Origin of the sequence: Klebsiella sp. M5al (assembly GCF_002090195.1) — a bacterium.
Classification (GTDB): Bacteria; Pseudomonadota; Gammaproteobacteria; order Enterobacterales; family Enterobacteriaceae; genus Klebsiella; species Klebsiella grimontii.
Map to the genome: position 1 here is coordinate 3,543,689 of NZ_CP020657.1, position 22,099 is coordinate 3,565,787.

At 54.0% G+C, this 22,099-nt stretch carries 26 protein-coding genes and 1 other annotated feature; of the genes, 9 read left to right on the forward strand and 17 right to left on the reverse strand.

All coding sequences use genetic code 11. The features are described 5' to 3' along the window. Positions 1-80: 80 nt before the first annotated feature. Positions 81-1,127, forward strand: a complete 1,047-nt coding sequence (gene aroH, locus BWI76_RS17075; protein ID WP_024357889.1) for a 3-deoxy-7-phosphoheptulonate synthase AroH — start codon at positions 81-83, stop codon at positions 1,125-1,127. 165 nt (positions 1,128-1,292) lie between these two features. Continuing rightward, positions 1,293-1,472: a hemin uptake protein HemP gene (gene hemP, locus BWI76_RS17080; RefSeq protein WP_162685329.1), complete on the forward strand. Its 180-nt coding sequence runs from the start codon at positions 1,293-1,295 to the stop codon at positions 1,470-1,472. A 34-nt stretch (positions 1,473-1,506) separates the two neighbouring features. On the opposite strand, the gene selO is transcribed toward hemP, so the two are convergent. From selO to BWI76_RS17100, 4 genes are all read right to left on the reverse strand, one after another. Beyond that, positions 1,507-2,949 (reverse strand): protein adenylyltransferase SelO, encoded by a 1,443-nt coding sequence (gene selO / locus BWI76_RS17085; protein WP_024357887.1) that lies wholly within the window; start codon positions 2,947-2,949, stop codon positions 1,507-1,509. A gap of 126 nt (positions 2,950-3,075) precedes the next feature. After that, complete coding sequence (locus BWI76_RS17090) at positions 3,076-3,540, reverse strand: NlpC/P60 family protein (RefSeq protein WP_004134084.1); 465 nt, start codon at positions 3,538-3,540, stop codon at positions 3,076-3,078. A gap of 81 nt (positions 3,541-3,621) precedes the next feature. Next, positions 3,622-4,371: a vitamin B12 ABC transporter ATP-binding protein BtuD gene (gene btuD, locus BWI76_RS17095; protein ID WP_049088741.1), complete on the reverse strand. Its 750-nt coding sequence runs from the start codon at positions 4,369-4,371 to the stop codon at positions 3,622-3,624. Continuing rightward, positions 4,371-4,922, reverse strand: a complete 552-nt coding sequence (locus BWI76_RS17100) for a glutathione peroxidase (protein ID WP_004134072.1) — start codon at positions 4,920-4,922, stop codon at positions 4,371-4,373. Before BWI76_RS17100 ends, btuD begins: the two co-directional genes overlap by 1 nt. Before the next feature lie 224 nt (positions 4,923-5,146). Between BWI76_RS17100 and BWI76_RS17105 the strand changes: the two genes are divergently transcribed. Beyond that, positions 5,147-5,947 carry a MetQ/NlpA family ABC transporter substrate-binding protein gene (locus BWI76_RS17105; protein ID WP_004119129.1) on the forward strand — a complete coding sequence of 267 codons (801 nt, stop codon included), beginning with the start codon at positions 5,147-5,149 and terminating at the stop codon, positions 5,945-5,947. 24 nt (positions 5,948-5,971) lie between these two features. Here the strand turns inward: BWI76_RS17105 and btuC are convergent, their stop codons facing one another. The 11 genes from btuC to BWI76_RS17170 form a co-directional block, all read right to left on the reverse strand. Next, positions 5,972-6,958: a vitamin B12 ABC transporter permease BtuC gene (gene btuC, locus BWI76_RS17110; protein WP_004134071.1), complete on the reverse strand. Its 987-nt coding sequence runs from the start codon at positions 6,956-6,958 to the stop codon at positions 5,972-5,974. 96 nt (positions 6,959-7,054) lie between these two features. Then, a complete protein-coding gene (ihfA, locus tag BWI76_RS17115; RefSeq protein ID WP_004102960.1) occupies positions 7,055-7,354 on the reverse strand; it encodes an integration host factor subunit alpha in 300 nt (99 codons plus the stop codon). Positions 7,355-7,358: 4 nt separating this feature from the next. Then, positions 7,359-9,746 (reverse strand): phenylalanine--tRNA ligase subunit beta, encoded by a 2,388-nt coding sequence (gene pheT / locus BWI76_RS17120; RefSeq protein ID WP_004134068.1) that lies wholly within the window; start codon positions 9,744-9,746, stop codon positions 7,359-7,361. 15 nt (positions 9,747-9,761) lie between these two features. Continuing rightward, positions 9,762-10,745 (reverse strand): phenylalanine--tRNA ligase subunit alpha, encoded by a 984-nt coding sequence (pheS, locus tag BWI76_RS17125; protein ID WP_004134066.1) that lies wholly within the window; start codon positions 10,743-10,745, stop codon positions 9,762-9,764. A 154-nt stretch (positions 10,746-10,899) separates the two neighbouring features. Beyond that, positions 10,900-11,025 (reverse strand) — a sequence feature (Phe leader region). Continuing rightward, positions 10,976-11,020, reverse strand: a complete 45-nt coding sequence (gene pheM, locus BWI76_RS28170; RefSeq protein ID WP_001386830.1) for a pheST operon leader peptide PheM — start codon at positions 11,018-11,020, stop codon at positions 10,976-10,978. It overlaps the preceding feature by 45 nt. Before the next feature lie 118 nt (positions 11,026-11,143). Next, positions 11,144-11,500, reverse strand: coding sequence for a 50S ribosomal protein L20 (rplT, locus tag BWI76_RS17135; RefSeq protein ID WP_004102963.1), 357 nt, complete (start codon positions 11,498-11,500; stop codon positions 11,144-11,146). Positions 11,501-11,550: 50 nt separating this feature from the next. Next, entirely contained in the window at positions 11,551-11,748 is a 198-nt protein-coding gene (rpmI, locus tag BWI76_RS17140) for a 50S ribosomal protein L35 (protein WP_001124225.1), read from the reverse strand. A 96-nt stretch (positions 11,749-11,844) separates the two neighbouring features. Beyond that, the gene (infC, locus tag BWI76_RS17145) at positions 11,845-12,387 is read right to left on the reverse strand and encodes a translation initiation factor IF-3 (protein WP_071830666.1); all 543 of its coding nucleotides are present in this window, start codon (positions 12,385-12,387) and stop codon (positions 11,845-11,847) included. A gap of 3 nt (positions 12,388-12,390) precedes the next feature. Further along, positions 12,391-14,319, reverse strand: coding sequence for a threonine--tRNA ligase (gene thrS, locus BWI76_RS17150; protein ID WP_024357882.1), 1,929 nt, complete (start codon positions 14,317-14,319; stop codon positions 12,391-12,393). A gap of 449 nt (positions 14,320-14,768) precedes the next feature. Further along, entirely contained in the window at positions 14,769-15,002 is a 234-nt protein-coding gene (locus BWI76_RS17165) for a hypothetical protein (RefSeq protein WP_004134060.1), read from the reverse strand. A gap of 270 nt (positions 15,003-15,272) precedes the next feature. Next, positions 15,273-16,031, reverse strand: coding sequence for a YdiY family protein (locus BWI76_RS17170; protein ID WP_004121674.1), 759 nt, complete (start codon positions 16,029-16,031; stop codon positions 15,273-15,275). Between the two features lie 289 nt (positions 16,032-16,320). Between BWI76_RS17170 and pfkB the strand changes: the two genes are divergently transcribed. The 3 genes from pfkB (at position 16,321) to BWI76_RS17185 (ending at position 18,609) form a co-directional block, all read left to right on the forward strand. Continuing rightward, positions 16,321-17,253: a 6-phosphofructokinase II gene (gene pfkB, locus BWI76_RS17175; protein ID WP_024357880.1), complete on the forward strand. Its 933-nt coding sequence runs from the start codon at positions 16,321-16,323 to the stop codon at positions 17,251-17,253. A 92-nt stretch (positions 17,254-17,345) separates the two neighbouring features. Further along, positions 17,346-17,630: a type V toxin-antitoxin system endoribonuclease antitoxin GhoS gene (ghoS, locus tag BWI76_RS17180; protein WP_004134059.1), complete on the forward strand. Its 285-nt coding sequence runs from the start codon at positions 17,346-17,348 to the stop codon at positions 17,628-17,630. A 106-nt stretch (positions 17,631-17,736) separates the two neighbouring features. Further along, positions 17,737-18,609, forward strand: a complete 873-nt coding sequence (locus tag BWI76_RS17185; protein ID WP_024357879.1) for a fructosamine kinase family protein — start codon at positions 17,737-17,739, stop codon at positions 18,607-18,609. A gap of 19 nt (positions 18,610-18,628) precedes the next feature. On the opposite strand, the gene tonB is transcribed toward BWI76_RS17185, so the two are convergent. Beyond that, positions 18,629-19,357 (reverse strand): TonB system transport protein TonB, encoded by a 729-nt coding sequence (gene tonB / locus BWI76_RS17190; protein WP_196406253.1) that lies wholly within the window; start codon positions 19,355-19,357, stop codon positions 18,629-18,631. A gap of 220 nt (positions 19,358-19,577) precedes the next feature. Between tonB and BWI76_RS17195 the strand changes: the two genes are divergently transcribed. Beyond that, positions 19,578-19,874 (forward strand): YciI family protein, encoded by a 297-nt coding sequence (locus tag BWI76_RS17195; RefSeq protein WP_004103089.1) that lies wholly within the window; start codon positions 19,578-19,580, stop codon positions 19,872-19,874. Between the two features lie 58 nt (positions 19,875-19,932). On the opposite strand, the gene BWI76_RS28175 is transcribed toward BWI76_RS17195, so the two are convergent. After that, complete coding sequence (locus BWI76_RS28175; protein WP_004121687.1) at positions 19,933-20,106, reverse strand: YciY family protein; 174 nt, start codon at positions 20,104-20,106, stop codon at positions 19,933-19,935. Positions 20,107-20,249: 143 nt separating this feature from the next. Between BWI76_RS28175 and cls the strand changes: the two genes are divergently transcribed. Continuing rightward, complete coding sequence (cls, locus tag BWI76_RS17205) at positions 20,250-21,710, forward strand: cardiolipin synthase (protein ID WP_004134054.1); 1,461 nt, start codon at positions 20,250-20,252, stop codon at positions 21,708-21,710. Between the two features lie 34 nt (positions 21,711-21,744). After that, on the forward strand, positions 21,745-22,074 hold the full coding sequence (locus BWI76_RS17210) for an HI1450 family dsDNA-mimic protein (RefSeq protein ID WP_004134047.1): 330 nt from the start codon (positions 21,745-21,747) through the stop codon (positions 22,072-22,074). The last annotated feature ends 25 nt before the right edge of the window (positions 22,075-22,099 follow it).

Consider the following 22,099-nt stretch of genomic DNA (forward strand, 5'->3'; position numbering starts at 1 on the left):
ATAAGCGGGGATTGGTTTATCGTGATGCGCATCACTTCCCGGCATTTTCGCCGCGGAAGAAACAGATTTTTGAGACCCCAATGAATAAAACAGACGAATTGCGTACCGCGCGCATTGAAAGCCTGGTAACGCCCGCGGAACTGGCGCAACGGCATCCTGTGTCTGCCGAAGTAGCAGCTCACGTCTCCGCTTCGCGCCGCCGCATTGAGAGAATCCTCAACGGTGAGGACCGTCGCCTGCTGGTGGTGATCGGTCCGTGTTCCATCCACGACATTGATGCGGCGATGGAGTATGCGCGCCGCCTGCAGGGCATGCGCGAACGTTACCAGCCGCAGCTGGAAATCGTGATGCGCACCTATTTTGAGAAGCCGCGCACGGTGGTCGGCTGGAAGGGGCTGATCTCCGACCCCGACCTCAACGGCAGCTATCGGGTGAATCACGGCCTCGAGCTAGCGCGTAGCCTGCTGCTGCAGGTCAATGAACTGGGCGTACCGACCGCCACCGAGTTTCTCGATATGGTGACCGGGCAGTTTATTGCCGACTTGATAAGCTGGGGCGCTATTGGCGCGCGTACGACCGAGAGCCAAATCCACCGCGAAATGGCCTCGGCGCTCTCTTGCCCGGTAGGCTTTAAGAACGGTACCGATGGCAATACCCGTATCGCCGTAGACGCTATCCGCGCTTCCCGCGCCAGCCATATGTTCCTGTCGCCGGATAAGCAGGGGCAAATGACGATCTATCAGACCAGCGGTAATCCGTACGGCCATATCATTATGCGCGGCGGCAAAAAACCAAATTACCACGCTGCCGATATCGCCGCAGCCGGTCAAGCGCTGGCTGAGTTCGACCTGCCGGAACAGCTGGTGGTGGATTTTAGCCACGGCAATTGCCAGAAACAGCACCGCCGTCAGCTGGAGGTGTGCGCCGATATCTGCCAGCAGATCCGCGCCGGCTCGACCGCTATCGCCGGGATCATGGCCGAGAGTTTCCTTCAGGAAGGCACGCAGAAGGTGGTCGCAGGCCAGCCGCTGGCCTGGGGGCAGTCGATTACCGATCCCTGCCTGAGCTGGGACGATAGCGAACGGCTGCTGGATGAATTAGCCGCCGCAACCGCCACTCGCCTGTAGTTCCCCCTCCCCGCCGTCTCCGCGGCGGGGTTATTTCCCGCCCTCGTCCGCTCGTTCACCGGCTAAATCGGCTATTTCGATAAATAATGCTTGCCGTGAAAAACAACATTATTGATAATGATTATCATTGTTACCTTGATTTTTATTTTTAGTGCTATGACGCGTATGGATAACACTGCCACAGCAGAAAAAACTAAAGACAATGCCCCGTACCCTGTTCCGACGGACAGAGAGATAAGCAGCCGCACATTATTAGGCAGCGAGGGACGGGTAGTGATTGAACACGGCGGTCAGCGCTACCTGCTGCGCCAGACTCATTCAGGTAAGCTGATCCTGACCAAATAATTATCCCCGCCGATTAAGGCAGGGATAATAACGACTAGCTGGAACAGCTCACCTCAAGACGCCTTCCCCAGTCAGGAGGACGATTGACATAATCATCCGTCCTGTCGATAAAAGGCTGGGATAGCGCATTATGCAGACGTTCCAGCTCGCTCATATCTCCCTGCTCCGCCAGTTCAATTGCCCGCTGCGCCAGCCAGTTGCGCAGCACCAGCGCCGGATTCACGCTGCGCATCCGCGCCTGCCTTTGCGCATCGTCAACCTGTTCATCACGCAGGCGCGCGCGATAATCGGCAAACCAGCTATCGAAGGTCTCGCGGTCGATAAACTCATCGCGTAGCGGCGAAGCGGCGCTCTCTTGCTCGCTGGCGCTGAGCATTCGGAAGGTCCGCGTATAGTCGCTGCCTTCGCGCGCCATTAAGGCAAACAGACCGTCCAGCAGCTCGTTATCCCCTTTTTGCTGGGTAAACAGGCCAAGCTTGTCGCGCATGCGGCGGCCATATGCCGTGAGCAGCGCGTGCTGGTAACTATCCAGCGCGCCGTTCAATAACTCCGCGCTGATAAACGGCGACAGCGTCTGCGCCAGACGTTGCAGATTCCATAGCCCTACCGCCGGCTGATTATCAAAGCTATAGCGCCCCTGATAATCGGAATGGTTACAGATAAATCCCGGCTGGAAATCGTCAAGGAAACCGTATGGACCGTAGTCCATCGTCAGGCCGAGGATCGACATGTTATCGGTATTCATTACCCCGTGCGCAAAGCCGACCGTTTGCCAGCTGGCAATCATTTCAGCCGTTCGGGCGACCACGTCGCTGTACCAGGCAATGTACTTATCCGCTTCATTTTGCAGATGCGGCCAGTGGTGACGGATCACGTAATCCGCCAGCTGCTGCACTTTGAGCGGCTCGCGGCGGTAGTAGAAGTGCTCAAAATGGCCAAACCGTACGTGGCTTTCCGCCAGCCGCATCAGCATCGCCCCGCGTTCAACGGTTTCACGGTATACCGGGGTGTCGCTGGCCACTATCGCCAGCGCGCGAGTGGTGGGAATGCCCAGCGCATGCATTGCTTCCGAGGCCAGCCCCTCGCGGATCGTTGAGCGCAGCACCGCCCGTCCGTCCCCCATCCGTGAATAGGGAGTGAGCCCGGCGCCTTTCAGGTGCCAGTCAAAGCGACGACCGTCCGCGAGCTGCTGTTCGCCGAGCAGAATGCCGCGCCCGTCGCCGAGCTGCCCGGCCCAGGAGCCGAACTGGTGGCCGCTGTAGACCTGCGCCAGCGGCGACATTCCCGGCAGCAGCGTTTCGCCGCCCCATACGCCAGCGCCCTTCTCCGGGCTAAATAACGACTCGGCGACGCCCAGCGATCGCGCCAGCGGCGCGTTGTGCCAGACAAGCCGCGCATTCTCCAGCGGCGTGGGGGCTAAAGCAGTGTAAAAATCCGGCAGTTCATCACGCCAGTGGGTAGTAAAAGACAGGGTCATGGTTCCTCCTGCCTTCAGTGTAGTGCTTTCAACAAATTATTAACACGGGGCGAGTACGGGGTTATTGCCATAATAAGCCGCACGGGGATTGTGCGCGCTTCTGCCATTGCCCGGTGGCGGCTGACGTTAGATCCTTCGCGCCTGCCAGAATTTTTTATGCCAGTAGACATTATCCAGCGATGAGCGCGTCACGCCCTGGCTGGTGGAGGCGTGGATAAACTGGTTGTCCGTGTCGTAAATACCGACGTGCAGACCGCTCTCTCCGGAGCCGGTCTTGAAAAAGACCAGATCGCCGGGCAGCAGTTCGCTCTTATCAATTTTGGTGCCGATCTCCGCCTGCTCGCGTGTCTCACGCGGTAGCTGCAGCGCGAACTTATCGCGAAAGGTCATTAACACAAACCCGGAGCAATCAACGCCGCGCGGCGACATGCCGCCGTAGCGATAAGGCGCTCCCCGCCAGTTCCTTAACTGCTCATTCAGGTTGGCCACAACGGTAATCGAATCAGCCAGCCGTGGATTTGGCGGCGGCGCCCGGTGACTGCTACAACCCGCCAGAAATAACGCAACACACAAAACGAGCCAGAAACGCATCTCAGACGAATCCTCTGTTCCTTATCCTGTTAGCAGAATAATTTAGCTTGTTTATCAATTCGCTGGCAAGCTGACTGCGTGCTACTGTGACGGAACGAGCATAAGATGACCAGCCACCTCGACTCTCTGGAAGTCCATGGCGTAGGCGGCGGTTAAGTTTTCTTCGTTAAGGACTTCAGCGGTACTACCGCAGGCGATGGTTTTCCCCCGGCAGATAAGCCAGGCGCGATGGGCATGCCGGAGGGTATGATTAAGGTCGTGGCTGCTCATCACAATAGCAACCCCGGATGCGCAGAGCTCATTTAATACGCGATCGAGCGCGGACTGCTGCGCCACGTCCAGGCTGTTCATTGGTTCATCCAGCAAGAGCAATTGCCCGACCGGATTAGCCTGCCGATGAATCTGCAGTATTACCGCCGCCAGCCGCACGCGCTGCCACTCCCCACCAGAGATGTGATTCACCTGGCGCCCAAGCTTATCGCCTAAGCCCAGTTTCTCCGCGATAGCCGTCAGCAGGGCGTTTTGCGCGTCGTTATGCAGATGCAGCGACAGATAATGCCAGACCGGCATCGCGAAAGGCGGCATCTGGTGTTGGCTTAAATAGGCCCGATGACGCGCCAGCTCCTGAGCAGGCCAATCCTTCAGAGGGCGTTCATTCAGTTTGACCCGCCCCGGTCCGGTAGAAAGTCCCGCCATACGCGCCAGCAGCGTGCTTTTCCCCGCGCCGTTTGGCCCCACCAGATGAATAATCTCTCCCGGCCGGATATCCGCTGAAAACGGCGCCAGCCGCCCCGCCTCTTCTACGTCCTGTAGCTGCATCAAAAACGGCATTATTTCGCTAAAGCTCCTTTAATGGCGGCCACCAGTTGGGGGTCATCCGGCGTCATATCCGGTGAGAAACGACCGATAACCTGTCCGTCCCGGCCAATGAGGAATTTTTCAAAGTTCCATAGAATATCATCGACATACAGCGGCGCCCTGCCTTTACTGGCCATGCGCTCATAAAAACCGCTGCCTTCCGGCGCGACGGCCTGCGGGGCGGCATCAACCAGCTTCTGATATAGAGGCGCGCGATGCTCGCCGTTGACGTCAATTTTGCTGAACATCGGGAAAGTGACGCCGTAGGTGGTGCTACAGAAGGTTTTAATCTCTTCTTCGCTGCCCGGCTCCTGCCCCAGGAACTGGTTGCACGGGAAGCCCAGCACGCTAAAACCTTCGCTTTCGAACGCTTTTTGCAGCGCTTCCAGCTGCTCATACTGCGGCGTCAGGCCGCATTTTGAAGCAACGTTAACGATCAGCAGCACTTTGCCCGCCCATGGGGCAAGCGTTGTGGTTTCACCATCGATGGTGGTGACTTCAGTATTGAGAATATCGTGTTGCATAGCCTTCCCTCAGTGAATAAACCGGTTTCTGCTTCAGGTGATCCCTATCTACTGTAGCGGATTCAGACCGGGTCATTCTACTTTGAATCCCCCGGGAGTGTCTCTTGATGTAACAGGCCACACAACATGAATTCATCTCAACACCGGGAGCACGCAATTCAGTGTACAGTGATGAATGGATGTAATAGCATTTCGTTAATTGTTAATTTAAGAGAGTTTTATTGATGAAGAAGATGTTTAGCACGGTGTTAATTGCGGCCTCCGTCGCGCTGCTGGCGGCCTGCTCACCGGATGAAGATAATAAGATCAAAGTCGCCATTAATACCGGGCCGGATGAGGCTATCTGGAAAGTCGTAGAACAGGTGGCCAAAGAGAAATATAACCTCGACGTGGAGGTTATCTCATTTAATGATTACGTACTGCCGAACGAAGCGCTGAACAATAAAGACGTCGATGCTAACGCCTTCCAGACGCTGCCTTACCTTGAGGCGCAATCAAAAGAGCGCGGCTATAAGTTTGCGATTGTCGGTAAAACCTTCGTTTTCCCGATCGCCGCCTACTCGAAGAAAATCAAAAATATCAGCGAACTGCCTGACGGCGCGACGATTTCCATTTCTAACGAAACCACAACCCTGGGTCGCAGCCTGCTGCTGCTGCAGGCGCAAGGTTTAATCAAGCTAAAAGAAGGGACAGGCTATCTGCCTACAACGCTGGATATTATCGACAATCCTAAACAGCTAAAAATCGTCGAAGTCGACACGCCGCAGCTGACCCGTACCCTTGACGACCCGAATGTCGCCCTGTCGATTATTAACACCAACTTCTCTGCCCAGGCCGGCCTGTCGGCCGCCCGCGATGGTTTATTTATGGAAGGTCCGGACTCGCCGTACGTCAACGCCATCGTTTCACGCGAAGAGAATAAAGACAGCAAAAAGGTTCAGGAGCTGAAAGAGGCCTTCCAGACTCAAGCGGTTGCCGACAAGGCAGCGGAAGTCTACAAAGGCGATGCGATTAAGGGCTGGTAATTAGCCACCGCTTACGGCCGCCCGTCACTGCGGGCGGCCTGATTTTAATAATAACCAGATGAACACCGGCGCACCCAGGGTGGCGGTGACCACGCCAATCGGCAATTCCGCCGCCGAGAGCGCCAGACGCGCGACGATATCCGCCCCCAGCAGAGCGCTGGCTCCCGCTAACAGACAGGCCGGAAGCAGCGCGCGGTGATCGCTCAAACCACATAGCCGCAAAATATGCGGAATAACCAGACCGATAAAGCCAATCGCTCCCGCCAGCGCCACGCTGACGCCCACCAGCCAACCGGTAGCGACCACCAGCACTTTACGCCATAGCCATAGCGGCAACCCCAGCTGACGTGCGGAAACCTCCCCCAGCGCTAACAGATTGAGCGGCTGCGATTGCAGACACACCCAGGCCAGCACCGGCAGAAGCGCCAGCATCAGCCACAGCTGCTGCCAGTCCACGCCGCCAAAGCCGCCCATCATCCAGTACATCAGTTGGCGGAGATCGAAAGAGGTGGAGAAATAGACCGCCCAGGTCATCAGGGCGCTACAAATGATGCCGAGCGCGACCCCCGCCAGCAGCAGGCGACTGGTTGAGAGATGCCGCCGGGCAAAACGCAGTAAAATAAAGGTAATAACCAGCGCGCCAGCAATCGCGCATAGCCCGAGCGCCCAGCCTGGAAGCATGCCTTTTCCCAGCAAGACGGCAGCTATCAGGCCAACCCCAGCCCCGTTTGATACCCCTAGCAGCCCAGGCTCCGCCAGCGGATTTTCAAACAGCGCCTGCATAATCGCCCCGGACAGCGCCAGCGCGGCCCCCACCAGCAGGACGGCCAGGGTGCGCGGCAGACGAATCTGCCAGATAAACAGCTCACCTTTGGCGCTAAACCATTCTCCGGGGCCAATCCACTGATCGCCGGCGCACAGGCTGATGGTCGACGTGACCAGCAGCAGCAACGTTAATACCGCAAGCCAGCGCCGGTTCCGGCGCCGTTGAATTTGAGCAAAGGTCAGCATAGATTTCTGAATCGAGAAAAAGGATGTGGTTGATTTTACGGTATTCGGCCAGGAAAAGAAAAAAGGCCGCATAGCGGCCTTTTTAGTTAGTTCAGATTACTTATCTCTGGGTGACGCATTTTCGACACGGCTTTTTAGCTTCTGGCCAGGTCTGAAAGTCACCACTCGCCGGGCTGTAATAGGGATATCCTCTCCCGTTTTCGGGTTACGGCCCGGGCGTTGGTTCTTATCTCGCAAATCGAAATTGCCGAACCCGGAGAGTTTTACCTGCTCTCCGTTTTCCAGAGCGCGACGGACCTCTTCGAAAAATAACTCTACCAGCTCTTTGGCATCCCGCTTGCTAAGCCCAAGCTTATCAAACAGATATTCTGACATTTCAGCTTTTGTAAGCGCCATAGGTTCAATCCCTCAATGATGCCTGGAATCGCTCTTTCAATGCCTCTACACATTTGGCGACGGTAGCGGCAATCTCCTCTTCTTCGAGTGTACGGCTGGTATCCTGGAGGATAAGGCTGATAGCGAGGCTCTTGAAACCCTCTGCTACGCCCTTGCCGCGGTACACGTCAAATAAGTTTACGCCAACTACCTGATTTACGCCAACTTTCTTACACTCGGCTAAAACATCGGCAGCGGGAACGTTTTCTGCCACAACGACGGCGATGTCGCGACGGTTCGCCGGGAAGCGAGAAACTTCACGCGCCTGAGGCACCACGCGGTCTGCAAGCTTGCTCCACTCCAGTTCAAAGACCAACGTGCGACCGTTCAGATCCAGCTTACGTTCCAGCTCAGGATGAACAACCCCAATAAAACCAATACGTTCACCTTTCAGATAAATCGCCGCCGACTGACCCGGATGAAGCGCATTATTGGCTTCGATGCGGAATTCGATGTCGGACAGCTTGCCGGTGAGGTCGAGGACCGACTCCAGATCGCCTTTTAAATCATAGAAATCGACGGTTTCTTTTGCCAGGTTCCAGTGTTCTTCATAACGGTTACCGCAAATCACGCCGGCCAGCATCACATCCTGACGAATGCCCAGCGGAGCCTGAGTATCAGGAACAAAGCGTAAACCGCTCTCAAAGATGCGTACGCGGCTCTGCTGACGGTTCTGGTTGTAGACCACCGTCCCTAACAGGCCGGTCCACAATGACAGGCGCATCGCCGACATTTCGCTGGAGATCGGGCTCGGCAGAATCAGCGCTTCTTCGCCGGGGTGGATCCACTGCTGTACTTTCGGATCAACGAAGCTGTAGGTAATCACTTCCTGATAGCCTTTGTCGTTGAGCAGCGTTTTCACGCGCTTAAGCGACAGATCCGCTTCGCGGTGGGTGCCCATGATCAGGCCCGCTTGCACCGGTTCGTCAGGAATATTGTTATAACCATAGACGCGGGCGACTTCTTCGACCAGGTCCTCTTCGATGGCAATATCGAAACGCCAGCTCGGCGCGACGGCTTGCCACTCGTCCTGGCCTTCGGTGACGTCACAGCCCAGACGACGCAGAATATCGCTAACCTGCGCATCCTCAACGTGGTGACCAATCAGACGATCCAACTTGCTGCGGCGAAGCTGGATGGTCGCAGGCTTCGGCAGGGTCGCTTCGTTGGTGACGTCAATGATCGGGCCAGCTTCGCCGCCGCAAATATCCATCAGCAGGCGGGTCGCACGCTCCATCGCCTGATACTGCAACGAGGAGTCCACGCCGCGCTCGTAGCGGTGGGAAGCATCGGTATGCAGGCCATGACGGCGGGCGCGCCCGGTAATGGACAGCGGGCTAAAGAACGCGCATTCCAGCAGAACGTTTTGCGTTTCATCGTTTACGCCGGAGTGCTCGCCGCCGAAAATTCCCCCCATGGCCAGAGCTTTCTGATGGTCAGCAATCACCAGAGTATCGGTATCCAGCTTAGCCTCGGAGCCGTCCAGCAGGACCAGGGTTTCTCCTTCATGCGCCATACGCACGACAATTCCGCCTTCAATGCGGTCTTTATCGAAGGCGTGCATCGGCTGGCCCAGCTCGAGCAGGACGTAGTTGGTCACGTCAACCACCGCATCGATGGAGCGAATACCGCAGCGGCGCAGCTTCTCTTTCATCCATAATGGGGTCGGCGCTTTGACATTAATGCCTTTTACCACGCGCCCCAGATAGCGCGGACACGCTTCCGGCGCATCGACCTGGATTGGCAGAACGTCATTGACGGTGGCGGCTACCGGGGGCATTTCCGGGACATTCAACGGCGCCTTGTTGAGCACGGCGACATCACGGGCCACGCCGATAATACCGAGACAGTCGGCACGGTTCGGCGTGACGCTGATTTCGATAGTGTTATCGTCGAGCTTCAGATATTCACGGATATCGGTACCCAACGGCGCATCGGCGGGCAGTTCAATAATGCCGCTGTGATCGTCGGAAATACCCAGTTCGGAGAAGGAGCACAGCATGCCTTCCGACGGCTCACCGCGCAGCTTTGCCGCTTTAATTTTAAAATCGCCCGGCAGGACGGCGCCGATGGTCGCCACGGCAACCTTCAGGCCCTGACGGCAGTTCGGCGCGCCGCAGACGATATCCAGCAGACGTTCGCCGCCGACGTTGATTTTTGTCACGCGCAGTTTGTCGGCATTAGGGTGCTGAGCGCACTCGACCACTTCGCCAACAACAACGCCGTTGAAGCTGCCCGCGACCGGCTCAACGCCGTCAACCTCAAGCCCGGCCATCGTTATCTGTTCCGACAGCGCTTCGCTATCGATAGCTGGGTTAACCCACTCGCGTAACCACAGTTCACTGAATTTCATTGTTCTGTCCTGCCCTTATTTAAACTGTTTGAGGAAACGCAGATCGTTTTCGAAGAACGCGCGTAAGTCGGTCACGCCGTAGCGCAGCATGGTCAGACGCTCCATGCCCATGCCGAAGGCAAAGCCGGAATAGATTTCCGGATCGATACCCACGTTGCGCAGTACGTTTGGATGCACCATACCGCAGCCGAGCACTTCCAGCCATTTGCCGTTTTTGCCCATGACGTCAACTTCCGCAGAGGGCTCGGTGAACGGGAAATAGGACGGACGAAAACGAATCTGCAGATCTTCTTCAAAGAAGTTACGCAGGAAATCGTGCAGCGTTCCCTTCAGATTGGTAAAGCTGATGTTGGTATCAACGATCAGGCCTTCCATCTGATGGAACATTGGGGTGTGGGTCTGATCGTAGTCGTTACGATACACGCGGCCTGGCGCAATAATGCGGATCGGCGGCTGCTGGTTAGCCATGGTACGGATCTGCACACCTGAAGTTTGCGTACGCAGGAGGCGCGTCGCATCGAACCAGAAAGTGTCGTGGTCAGCGCGTGCCGGATGGTGGCCAGGGATATTCAGCGCATCGAAGTTGTGGTAGTCATCTTCGATTTCCGGGCCGGTCGCGACGGTAAAGCCGAGCTCACCGAAGAAACTTTCGATACGGTCGATGGTGCGGGTAACCGGGTGCAGTCCGCCGTTCTCAATACGACGTCCCGGCAGAGAGACATCAATGGTTTCCGAGGCCAGGCGCGCGTTAAGCGCTGCGCTTTCGAGCTCGGTCTTACGCGCGTTAAGCGCCTGCTGGACCTGCTCTTTGGCTTCGTTGATAACCGCGCCGGCTGCCGGGCGCTCTTCAGCAGGCAGCTCGCGCAGGGTCGTCATCTGAAGGGTCAGAAGCCCTTTTTTACCCAGGTATTCCACGCGGACGTTGTCCAGCGCAGCAACATCTGATGCCTCGTTAATGGCTGCCTTCGCACTGGCAACCAGCTCTGCGAGATGTGACATGGTTTTCCTCATTATGTCGGTGCAGACACCGGTTATGGTTATTATTTTGCTCTCACTATTTCGAGCCGCAGACCGTAGGTACTCCTTCAGTTGACCGAATGATTCAGGTCAACCCACGCGTCTGGAGCTTGAAATAGAACGAGCCAGTTCAGATACAAAAAAAGCCTCCACAGGGGGAGGCTTTTTGGCGCTGTTTTCCGTTTCTTCTTTCACGCGCTAGCCTCCTGAGTTCAGGTGCTAAAGTAAAAAAAGAAGCGGAAAATAGCAGCATTCATGCTTGCATTACCTTGTCTGGTAAAAAACGTAAGACCGATATTGAAATGCTTACGCGGATAAAAGTCAATGTATTGATAGTCTTGAAACGAAAAGAGGGAGACTAGCTCCCTCTTTCAACTGGCTTATGCCAGAGCTGCTTTCGCTTTTTCGACCAGCGCGGTGAACGCTAATTTGTCGAATACTGCGATGTCAGCCAGGATCTTACGGTCGATTTCAACAGAGGCTTTTTTCAGGCCGTTGATGAATTTGCTGTAAGAAATACCGTTCTGACGTGCTGCTGCGTTGATACGCGCAATCCACAGTTGACGGAACTGACGCTTTTTCTGACGACGGTCACGATAAGCGTACTGACCAGCTTTGATAACAGCCTGGAAGGCAACGCGGTATACGCGAGAACGCGCACCGTAGTAGCCTTTAGCTTGTTTCAAAATTTTCTTGTGACGTGCACGGGCAACTACACCACGTTTTACGCGAGCCATATGTGCTCTCCTGTATCTATTCTAATTAAAAAGTTAAAAGGGTTAACGACTTATGCGTACGGCAGGCACGCGATGACCAGGCCCAGATCGCCTTTGGAAACCATGGCTTTCGGACGCAGGTGACGTTTACGCTTAGTAGCTTTTTTGGTCAGAATGTGACGCAGGTTAGCGTGCTTGTGCTTAAAACCACCTTTACCGGTTTTTTTGAAGCGCTTAGCAGCACCGCGTACGGTCTTAATTTTTGGCATTTTAATAACTTCCACTTCGCATTGTTAATAAACGAAACATAGGCGAACAACAGCTGCGGAACCTAAAGGCTCCACAGACATTGCTACTTGAAGGCCTTACTGTTTCTTCTTAGGAGCGAGCACCATGATCATCTGGCGGCCTTCGATCTTCGTTGGGAAGGATTCGACTACTGCCAGTTCACTCAGATCGTCACGGACGCGGGTAAGCACTTCCATCCCGATCTGCTGGTGAGCCATCTCACGGCCGCGGAAACGCAGCGTGATCTTAGCTTTATCACCCTCTTCCAGAAAGCGAACCAGGCTGCGGAGTTTTACCTGGTAGTCGCCATCATCGGTGCCAGGTCGGAATTTGATTTCCTTGACCTGAATAACTTTTTGCTTTTTCTTCTGTTCCTTAGAAGACTTGCTCTTTTCATAAAGGAACTTGCCGTAGTCCATGATACGACAAACTGGCGGTTCGGCGTTAGGGCTGATTTCAACTAAATCTACTCCAGCTTCTTCAGCTTTTTCGATAGCTTCTCTCAGACTCACAATACCCAAAGCTTCGCCTTCCAGACCTGTTAAGCGAACTTCCAGGGCGCGAATCTCGCCATTGATACGATTCGGACGTGCCGTTTGAACTCGTTTTCCGCCTTTAATACCTTATTCCTCCAGTTGTTTTAGACTGCGGCTGCGAATCTCTTGTTGCAGCTTCTCGATAACTTCATTTACGTCCAGGCTGCCCAAGTCTTTGCCACGACGGGTACGCACGGCAACTTTGCCAGCTTCTACCTCTTTGTCGCCACAGACCAACATGTAAGGGACACGACGTAAAGTGTGCTCGCGGATTTTAAAGCCTATCTTCTCATTTCTCAAGTCTGCTTTTACGCGAATGCCCGCATTTTGTAGTTTACGCGTCAATTCGTTAACGTATTCAGCCTGAGAATCAGTAATATTCATGATCACAACCTGCACTGGCGCAAGCCAGCTTGGGAAGAAGCCGGCAAACTCTTCGGTCAGGATGCCAATAAAGCGCTCCAGCGAACCAAGAATCGCACGGTGAATCATTACCGGTACCTGTCGTTCGTTATTTTCGCCAACATAGGAGGCGCTTAAACGCTGCGGCAGGGAGAAGTCCAGCTGTACAGTACCGCACTGCCATGCACGATCGAGGCAGTCATACAGGGTAAATTCAATTTTCGGACCGTAGAAGGCGCCTTCACCCAGTTGATATTCAAACGGGATATTGTTCTCTTCCAGCGCCACCGCCAGATCCGCTTCAGCACGATCCCATGTCTCATCACTACCGATGCGTTTTTCCGGGCGAGTTGACAGCTTGACGACGATTTTCTCGAAGCCGAAGGTGCTGTACATATCGTAGACCATACGAATACAGGCGTTAACTTCATCACGAACCTGATCTTCAGTACAGAAAATATGGGCATCGTCCTGAGTAAACCCGCGTACGCGCATCAGGCCATGCAGCGCGCCTGACGGCTCATTGCGATGGCAGCTACCGAATTCAGCCATACGTAATGGCAGATCGCGGTAGGATTTCAGGCCCTGGTTGAAGATCTGCACGTGACCCGGGCAGTTCATCGGCTTGATGCAGTATTCACGGTTCTCGGAAGAAGTGGTAAACATCGCATCTTTATAGTTGTCCCAGTGGCCGGTTTTTTCCCACAGCACACGGTCCATCATAAACGGGCCTTTAACTTCCTGATACTGGTACTCTTTCAGCTTAGAACGCACAAAAGTTTCCAGTTCGCGGAAGATAGTCCATCCGTCATTATGCCAGAACACCATACCCGGCGCCTCTTCCTGCATATGATACAGGTCGAGCTGCTTACCAATTTTACGGTGATCGCGCTTAGCGGCTTCTTCCAGGCGCTGCAGATAGGCATTCAGCGCTTTTTTATCTGCCCAGGCGGTACCGTAGATGCGCTGCAGCATTTTATTGTTGCTATCGCCGCGCCAGTAGGCGCCAGCGGTCTTCATCAGTTTGAAGTGATGGCAGAAACGCATATTCGGCACATGCGGCCCACGGCACATGTCGACATATTCTTCGTGATGATACAAGCCAGGCTTGTCATCATGAGCAATGTTTTCATCAAGAATAGAGACTTTATAGCTCTCGCCACGCTTCACAAAGGTTTCACGCGCTTCGTGCCAGCTGACTTTCTTCTTAATAACGTCGTAGTTTTTCTCGGCGAGCTCATGCATACGTTTTTCGAGCGCGTCGATATCTTCCTGGGTCAGGGTATGGTCCAGATCGACATCGTAGTAGAAACCATTGTCGACAACCGGGCCGATCGCCATTTTGGTATTTGGCCACAGCTGTTTAATCGCATGCCCCAAAAGGTGCGCACAGGAGTGACGAATAATCTCAAGACCATCTTCATCTTTCGCGGTGATGATAGAGAGCGTTGCGTCGTTTTCAATTAAGTCACAGGCGTCAACCAGCTCGCCGTTGACACGACCAGCGATAGTGGCTTTCGCCAGACCGGGGCCAATATCCAGAGCGACGTCCATCGGGCTCACAGCGTGATCAAAATGGCGTTGGCTGCCATCAGGAAGCGTAATTACAGGCATTTCATGTCCTTATTTGCAGTGGTGCCCCGCACGAAAGAGCACATACAAAACAATATAATCATAATTATCAACAAGTTCAGACCCAGTTCCCGCTTCACTCTGCGAAAATATGTGCACGCTCGTTCACCGACACGTCCCCACCTGCAGCCGCCTGTTGATAACACCGAGGGTTAGTTTACACATCATTAGTGCGTGATAAAAGTCACATAAGACTAAATGGTTATTGTTGATGGAAAAAAAAGGGGGCGGCGTAACAAACGCTGCATAATTGCTTCAGCGATAGATCGGAAGAAACGACGACAGCGCGATATGACGCATATAGAATATTTATGATTTCACATAAATTATGACGATTTAACACCAAACGCTGAAAGCGAAACCGGTACAGCATTACCCGGTTTACTGCTTGACGAAATAATAAAAGAGAAGTTATGAATGGTGTTTAAATATCAGGACCATTCGCCGGCGACAAGTTTATGAACATCAAACGCGTCGTTCATTGACTGTCCGGTTGATTGTGAGCCCGGAGCAATGTTGGAGCCCGCTTCGACATCGGTCGCTTTGGCAATGCCCACTGGCGTACGATCGTGATTACCCGGCTGCGGTGCGGGAGCGGCGGCAAATGCGCCAAAAGACAGCGTGCACAGCATCACGGCCGCGAGTGCGATTTTGCTATTTCTCATGATAGTCATTCTCTTATTTGTTGCAGATAATAGAACGGATTCGTTATCTCCGCCTGTGTTGAACAGTATAGATCCAGATCACATTTTTGTCCGACCCAATATTTATCTTTTCGTGTCAAATTGACTGCATATTTGTCAGCAAAATAGCAATTATGAGGAAATTATGGAGACCATTTCTTTTTATAAAAAACAAAACAAGAGACCAAAAATAATAATGCCACTTATTGCTAAATTTAAAACAATCAGGCCGGAATATCCGGCCTGAAAATATTACATTTTATAACCGAGCGATAGCGTGGTGCGGCGATCGGTATGTTCCGGCGCCGATGACGGCGGTTCAGAGTTCCACGTCAGGTTATAGGCTACTTTGAGGGCAAAGTGCGCGTTAATCGCAACGTTTAACGCACTTTCAGAGTTCAGCGTCGTATCTTCAGCGCCGAATACCGAGACGCCTTGGGTAAATTTGGCGTTATCGGTCATCTGCCAGGCGTAGGTACCGGAAGCATAGCCCAACGGCTGAGTATCATTATCACCATCGGTATACTCGTCATAGCGTACGCCAGGACCAAATTCAAAACGCAGGCTGTGTACCGGGCCGTTCATGATCTGACGACCATAACCCGCGGTGAACACATCACGCTGCTGATAACCATTGTAACGATCCGTCAGCCAGCTCGCCTGACCAAAAAGATAATTCTGGTCGGTCAGGTTATAACGGCTACGTCCGCCCACCGCGTACTTTTCCGAAGAGCGCTGATCGTTTGACGACGTATTGCTGGCATTTCCCCACAGCGACCATGCGGTGGTATCGCCATACCAGGTCAACGTGGAGTCGGCGGTCATTGAGGAACTTTTCGTATTGCCGGACTGCGCCAGATAACCGGCGTTAACAGTACCTTCGAAAGGTTTTTTTGCAGAAGAAGGGTCATCCATGACAGTAAAAACGGAATCATCGGCCATTGCGCACGCAGACGCAAAGAGCCCTCCCGCCAGCATCACCGCTGCGGGTACTGTCTTCAAAAGCTTCATTTAATTTTAAGTCCGTACAACCTATAAGGAGACCAGGAGGGTCCCGGGAGCTTTCGCGAGGATCGCTAATAGCCGGTCCTAAGAAAGGGAGTAAATTATAAAAAAGCACGATTAACTTAGCAATCAATTACTCTTTCGTTTTTTGTATAAGACGCTTCGCAAAACAATTTTTATTTCATAAAGATAAAATGGGGTACCGGGGCATAAGCTAGTCGTCGCTTCCCCTTACCTCCTTTAAGTGCCATGCTTAAAATCAGAGCAGCTAAATTCGTATTATGGAGGAAACCGGATGACCAAAATCTATACGCTCACGTTAGCCCCCTCGCTCGACAGCGCCACGCAAACCCCGCAAATTTACCCGGAAGGCAAGCTACGCTGTAGCGCCCCCGTATTTGAACCCGGAGGCGGCGGTATTAACGTGGCGCGAGCCATCACTTTTCTTGGCGGCAGCGCCACGGCTATCTTTCCCGTCGGCGGCGCAACGGGTGAACACCTGACAGCGCTGCTGACTGATGAACACGTTCCCGTCGATACGGTAGAGACTCACGACTGGACGCGGCAGAATCTTCACGTTCATGTGAACGCCAGCGGCGAGCAATATCGTTTCGTGATGCCTGGCGCCGCATTAACTGCGGATGAGCTCCGCCTCATTGAGGAAAAAGTTCTCACTATCGCCCCCGGCTCGCTGCTGGTAATTAGCGGCAGTCTGCCGCCGGGCATCAGCGTCGAAAACCTGACGCAGCTGGTGAAAAACGCGCAGCGGCATGGATTGCGCTGTATTGTTGATAGTTCCGGCGATGCTCTCGCCGCAGCGCTTGATGTCGGCAATATTGAACTGGTTAAACCGAACCAGAAAGAGCTGAGCGCGCTGGTCCAGCGGGATCTGAGCCAGCCGGATGATGTGCGGCTCGCCGCGCAAGAGTTAATTCGTTCCGGCAAAGTCCAGCGCGTCGTCGTCTCCCTGGGAGCACAGGGAGCGCTTGGTGTTGACGCCGATGGTAGCGTTCAGGTCGTACCGCCGCCGATGAAAAGCCAGAGTACCGTCGGCGCCGGTGACAGCATGGTTGGCGCGATGACCTTAAGGCTGGCGGAAAATGCCTCGCTTGAAGATATGGTTCGCTTTGGCGTCGCGGCGGGTAGCGCGGCCACCATCAATCAGGGCACCCGCCTTTGCTCGCAGGAAAATACGCAAAAAATCTACGATTATCTGCGCGGTTTATAATCTCCTTCTCTCCCTCTGGCAAAACGGAGGGAGTCGCCAAATCAGCATGATGGTCTATGCTAAAAATGCCATGGATAACAACGGGGTGAAAAATGAGTAGCGAAATTACCGCCTGGGTCGTCACGGTTCGTTTCCACGAAGAGACGTTAACGGAAATTAACGAACTCAGTAATCATCTCACTCGCGCCGGGTTTACCCTTGTCTTAAACGATGATGAAGGGAACGTCCACGAGCTCGGCACCAATACCTTCGGCCTGCTTTCCATGCAGAATGCCGATGAAGTTAAAGCGTTAAGCGCGGGTTTGGCCGAAACCGCGCTGGGAAGAGCCGTTGACGTCACCGTGTCAACATTCAGCGAGTGGATAAAAGCTCAATAAGTGCGATTGACGCAACGGAAAACGTTCAGTTGTGCGTCAGTTCGAATTTTACGCCGGGGTTATGCGCTAACCTTATGAAATGTTGGAAGACATGGGGAGAGACGGCATGTGGCAAGCTATCAGCAATTTGTTAAGCGATTTGCATACCGAAGCAGCTGAAATCGAACTGCGAAACGAACTACCCGGTGGAGAGATCCACGCCGCCTGGCATTTACGCTTTGGCGGACGCGATTACTTCGTAAAATGCGACGAACGTGAGCTTTTACCCATCTTCACGGCCGAGGCAGACCAGCTTGAGCTGCTGTCGCGAAGTAAAACCGTGAACGTACCGCAGGTTTTTGCCGTAGGCAGCGATCGTGATTATAGTTTTCTGGTCATGGAATATCTCCCCCCTCGCCCGCTGGATGCGCACAACGCTTTCCTGTTAGGCCAGCAAATCGCCCATTTGCATCAATGGAGCGATCAGCCGCAGTTTGGTCTGGATTTTGACAATGACCTTTCCACGACTCCCCAGCCGAACGCCTGGCAGCGTCGCTGGTCCACGTTCTTTGCCGAACAGCGCATCGGCTGGCAGCTCGAGCTCGCCGCCGAGAAAGGCCTGCATTTTGGCGATATCGATAGCCTTGTTGATATTATTCAGCAGCGGTTGAGCAATCATCAGCCGCAGCCGTCGCTGCTCCACGGTGATTTATGGTCCGGTAACTGCGCGCTTGGGCCAAACGGACCCTATATTTTCGACCCCGCTTGCTACTGGGGCGATCGCGAATGCGATCTGGCGATGCTCCCGCTGCATCCGGAACAGCCGCCGCAAATCTATGATGGCTATCAATCCGTTTCGCCGCTACCGTCCGGGTTTCTTGAGCGGCAACCCATCTACCAGCTCTATACGCTGCTGAATCGCGCAATTCTGTTTGGCGGACAACATCTGGTGACGGCGCAGAAAGCGCTTGATGACGTGTTCATGGATAAGGCCCCGTAAGGGGCCTTGCTTATGCGGATTAGCTGATTTGTACGCCTTTCAGGCGGAACTGAATGGTCATGGTAATGCCGGTTCCTGGTTTACCCGGTTCATAGCGCCATTTACGTAAAGCGTTTTTCACTTCACGCTCAAACATATTGGCCGGCTGGGCAGAGAGGATCTGCACGTTATCCACGCGCCCTTCCGCCGTGACGTCGAACTTAACCCGAACATTCCCTTCAATGCGCAGCGCCTGCGCACGAGCAGGATAGCTCGGTTCTCCACGGCTTAACGCCCGCGGTCCGGTCGGCGCCGTGACGGTCGGTTTAGCGTTCGCGGTTGAGGTGCTCGGCGCGGTGCGCGCTGGCGCCGTATTTGTATTTTCAAACGGCGAGGCCGGGCGCGTTTCCGCCGGTTTGACATCACGCTTCGGTTGCTCAACCTTTTTTTCCGGCTTCGGTTTAGGCTTTGGCTTCGGTTTAGGTTTCGGTTTATGGATAACGACCGGCACCTCTTTTGGCGGTTCAGGAATCACTTCCGGTTCCGGCTCTGGTTCCGGTTCAACGATGGGTTCAACGACCGGCTGAGCCGCCTGAGGCGGTTCCAGATCTGCCGGGGCCACCATAGTAATCTCAATGGGCTGTGAGGGTGACGGCCGTTCAATAACCTGATGTACCGAAGTATAGAGCAGCGCCGCGACAACACCGCCGTGGATAACCACAGACAGTAGCGTGGGCCACGGAAAGCGGCGAGGTAAATCAAAGGTCATTGCGCTCATAGTCGTTTCTGTTGAAAAATGATGCCCCGATTTTAAATGCAAATAGCAATCATATTCAACTAGGGTTGTTGGCTTGTATCAAAATTTGCCCTGATTTATGACAAAAAGCCGCCGGGACGTGGCATTCTGGGGATCGTGAGCATCTTTGCATTGCAGTCAACGACGGTTTCACTTAACGTGATTCGCCAATTTATTGATAAGGAGCCATGCCGTGCTTTACGTTATCTACGCTGAAGATATCGCCGACTCTCTGGAAAAACGGACGTCGGTACGTCCCGCCCACCTGGCGCGTTTGCAATTATTACATGATGAAGGTCGTTTACTGACCGCCGGCCCAATGCCCGCAGTCGACAGTAATGAACCCGGCGCGGCGGGCTTCACCGGCTCAACGGTGATTGCGGAATTTGAATCACTGGAAGCGGCGCAATCATGGGCCAATGACGATCCGTATATCGCCGCAGGGGTTTATCAGAAAGTATCTGTAAAACCGTATAAAAAAGTATTCTAAAGAACCAAATGTTGGCAAAAAACAGAGGCACCGCGAGCGGTGCCTTTTGTTTCGACTCTCAAAACTCAGAGAAGGTGAACAGCAGAGAGTGTCGTTGCCGCTTAACCAGCTCTTTTCTGATGGCGAGGATGCGCATATTACGACGCGACTGGCCTTCCAGCCAGCGTGCTTTACGGCGGCTCACCTGCCGAAGCATGCGCCAGCGCCCTACTTCCGTTCTACTACGCTTCATTACAACTACTCTACGAGTGAAAACAGCCTGCATTATAGACCGATGAATCTGGCTAACCAACGCTTTCGCTGCGTTTTTATTTGCCAGATGGATGTTGATGCGTAAACTCATGGCATCAAGTCATTCAAAAGGATTTTTCATCTATGACAACCTTTTACACGGTGGTGAACTGGCTGGTTATACTTGGTTACTGGCTACTTATCGCCGGTGTAACATTACGGATATTAATGAAAAGACGCGCGGTCCCGTCAGCGATGGCCTGGCTGCTTGTCATTTATATTCTTCCGCTGGTGGGAATTATCGCCTATCTCTCGTTTGGCGAACTGCATCTGGGTAAACGCCGCGCCGAGCGCGCGCGGGCCATGTGGCCCTCGACGGCCAAGTGGTTAAAAGATCTCAAAGCCTGCAAGCATATCTTTGCCGATGATAATAGCCCGGTCGCCGAATCGTTGTTCAAACTCTGCGAACGCCGTCAGGGAATTGGTGGCGTCAAAGGAAACCAGCTCCAGCTGCTCACCGAGTCCGATGACGTCATGCAAGCGCTCATCCGCGATATCCAGCTCGCCCGGCACAATATTGAGATGGTGTTCTATATCTGGCAGCCTGGCGGCATGGCCGACCAGGTCGCCGAATCATTAATGGCGGCGGCCAGACGCGGTGTACATTGCCGGCTGATGCTCGACTCCGCCGGGAGCGTGGCCTTTTTCCGCAGCCCCTGGGCCGCGATGATGCGTAATGCCGGCATTGAAGTCGTCGAAGCGCTGAAGGTCAACCTGATGCGCGTCTTCCTGCGCCGTATGGACCTGCGTCAGCACCGTAAAATGGTCATGATCGATAACTATATTGCCTATACTGGCAGTATGAATCTGGTTGATCCGCGTTTCTTTAAGCAGGACTCCGGCGTTGGCCAGTGGATCGATCTGATGGCGCGAATGGAAGGGCCTGTAGCGACAGCCATGGGCATTGTCTACTCCTGCGACTGGGAGATTGAAACCGGTAAACGTATTTTACCGCCGCCGCCGGACGCGAACATTATGCCGTTCGAAGAGGCCAGCGGGCACACGATTCACACTATCGCCTCGGGCCCGGGCTTTCCGGAAGATTTGATCCATCAGGCTCTGCTCACTGCCGCCTACGCGGCCAAAGAGCATTTGATCATGACGACTCCCTACTTTGTGCCCAGTGACGATCTTCTGCATGCCATCTGCACCGCCGCCCAGCGCGGCGTCGATGTCAGCATCATCCTGCCGCGCAAGAACGACTCGCTGCTGGTGGGCTGGGCCAGCCGCGCCTTCTTTACCGAACTGCTGGCTGCCGGGGTGAAGATCTACCAGTTTGAAGGCGGCCTGCTGCATACCAAGAGCGTGCTGGTTGACGGCGAGCTCAGCCTGGTGGGCACCGTTAACCTCGACATGCGCAGCCTGTGGTTGAACTTCGAGATTACGCTGGTGATTGACGATGCCGGATTTGGCAGCGATCTGGCCGCGGTGCAGGATGATTATATCTCCCGCTCGCGCCTGCTGGACGCCAGGCTATGGTTAAAACGTCCGCTGTGGCAGCGGATCGCCGAGCGACTGTTTTACTTCTTCAGTCCGTTGCTGTAAAACGTGCCAATCAGATGTTTAATGGGTAGCAATCATGGATATGGATTTAAACAATCGCCTGACCGAAGATGAAACGCTTGAACAGGCTTACGACATTTTCCTCGAGCTGGCCGTCGACAACCTCGACCCGGCGGATGTCATTCTGTTCAATCTGCAGTTTGAAGAACGCGGCGGCGCTGAGCTCTTTGACCCGGCGCCTGACTGGGAAGAGCACGTCGATTTTAACCTCAACCCTGACTTCTTCGCGGAAGTGGTCATTGGCCTGGCCGATGAAGATGGCGGCGAGATTAACGATATTTTTGCGCGCGTGCTGCTGTGCCGTGAAAAAGACCACAAGCTCTGTCATATCCTGTGGCGCGAATAAAATCTTTCTTAAGTAAATAACGATA

Bases quoted from the DNA above. Each gene is read 5' to 3' on its own strand.
- hemP (WP_162685329.1), top strand. From the start codon at position 1,293: ATGGATAACACTGCCACAGCAGAAAAAACTAAAGACAATGCCCCGTAC.
- BWI76_RS17090 (WP_004134084.1), bottom strand. From the start codon at position 3,540: ATGCGTTTCTGGCTCGTTTTGTGTGTTGCGTTATTTCTGGCGGGTTGT.
- rpmI (WP_001124225.1), bottom strand. From the start codon at position 11,748: ATGCCAAAAATTAAGACCGTACGCGGTGCTGCTAAGCGCTTCAAAAAA.
- BWI76_RS17165 (WP_004134060.1), bottom strand. From the start codon at position 15,002: ATGAGAAATAGCAAAATCGCACTCGCGGCCGTGATGCTGTGCACGCTG.
- BWI76_RS17100 (WP_004134072.1), bottom strand. From the start codon at position 4,922: ATGCAACACGATATTCTCAATACTGAAGTCACCACCATCGATGGTGAA.
- ghoS (WP_004134059.1), top strand. From the start codon at position 17,346: ATGAGTAGCGAAATTACCGCCTGGGTCGTCACGGTTCGTTTCCACGAA.
- BWI76_RS28175 (WP_004121687.1), bottom strand. From the start codon at position 20,106: ATGAAGCGTAGTAGAACGGAAGTAGGGCGCTGGCGCATGCTTCGGCAG.
- ihfA (WP_004102960.1), bottom strand. From the start codon at position 7,354: ATGGCGCTTACAAAAGCTGAAATGTCAGAATATCTGTTTGATAAGCTT.
- BWI76_RS17170 (WP_004121674.1), bottom strand. From the start codon at position 16,031: ATGAAGCTTTTGAAGACAGTACCCGCAGCGGTGATGCTGGCGGGAGGG.
- tonB (WP_196406253.1), bottom strand. From the start codon at position 19,357: ATGACCTTTGATTTACCTCGCCGCTTTCCGTGGCCCACGCTACTGTCT.
- btuD (WP_049088741.1), bottom strand. From the start codon at position 4,371: ATGCCGTTTTTGATGCAGCTACAGGACGTAGAAGAGGCGGGGCGGCTG.
- pfkB (WP_024357880.1), top strand. From the start codon at position 16,321: ATGACCAAAATCTATACGCTCACGTTAGCCCCCTCGCTCGACAGCGCC.
- btuC (WP_004134071.1), bottom strand. From the start codon at position 6,958: ATGCTGACCTTTGCTCAAATTCAACGGCGCCGGAACCGGCGCTGGCTT.
- BWI76_RS17210 (WP_004134047.1), top strand. From the start codon at position 21,745: ATGGATATGGATTTAAACAATCGCCTGACCGAAGATGAAACGCTTGAA.
- BWI76_RS17185 (WP_024357879.1), top strand. From the start codon at position 17,737: ATGTGGCAAGCTATCAGCAATTTGTTAAGCGATTTGCATACCGAAGCA.
- BWI76_RS17105 (WP_004119129.1), top strand. From the start codon at position 5,147: ATGAAGAAGATGTTTAGCACGGTGTTAATTGCGGCCTCCGTCGCGCTG.
- cls (WP_004134054.1), top strand. From the start codon at position 20,250: ATGACAACCTTTTACACGGTGGTGAACTGGCTGGTTATACTTGGTTAC.
- thrS (WP_024357882.1), bottom strand. From the start codon at position 14,319: ATGCCTGTAATTACGCTTCCTGATGGCAGCCAACGCCATTTTGATCAC.
- selO (WP_024357887.1), bottom strand. From the start codon at position 2,949: ATGACCCTGTCTTTTACTACCCACTGGCGTGATGAACTGCCGGATTTT.
- pheT (WP_004134068.1), bottom strand. From the start codon at position 9,746: ATGAAATTCAGTGAACTGTGGTTACGCGAGTGGGTTAACCCAGCTATC.
- rplT (WP_004102963.1), bottom strand. From the start codon at position 11,500: ATGGCTCGCGTAAAACGTGGTGTAGTTGCCCGTGCACGTCACAAGAAA.
- pheS (WP_004134066.1), bottom strand. From the start codon at position 10,745: ATGTCACATCTCGCAGAGCTGGTTGCCAGTGCGAAGGCAGCCATTAAC.
- aroH (WP_024357889.1), top strand. From the start codon at position 81: ATGAATAAAACAGACGAATTGCGTACCGCGCGCATTGAAAGCCTGGTA.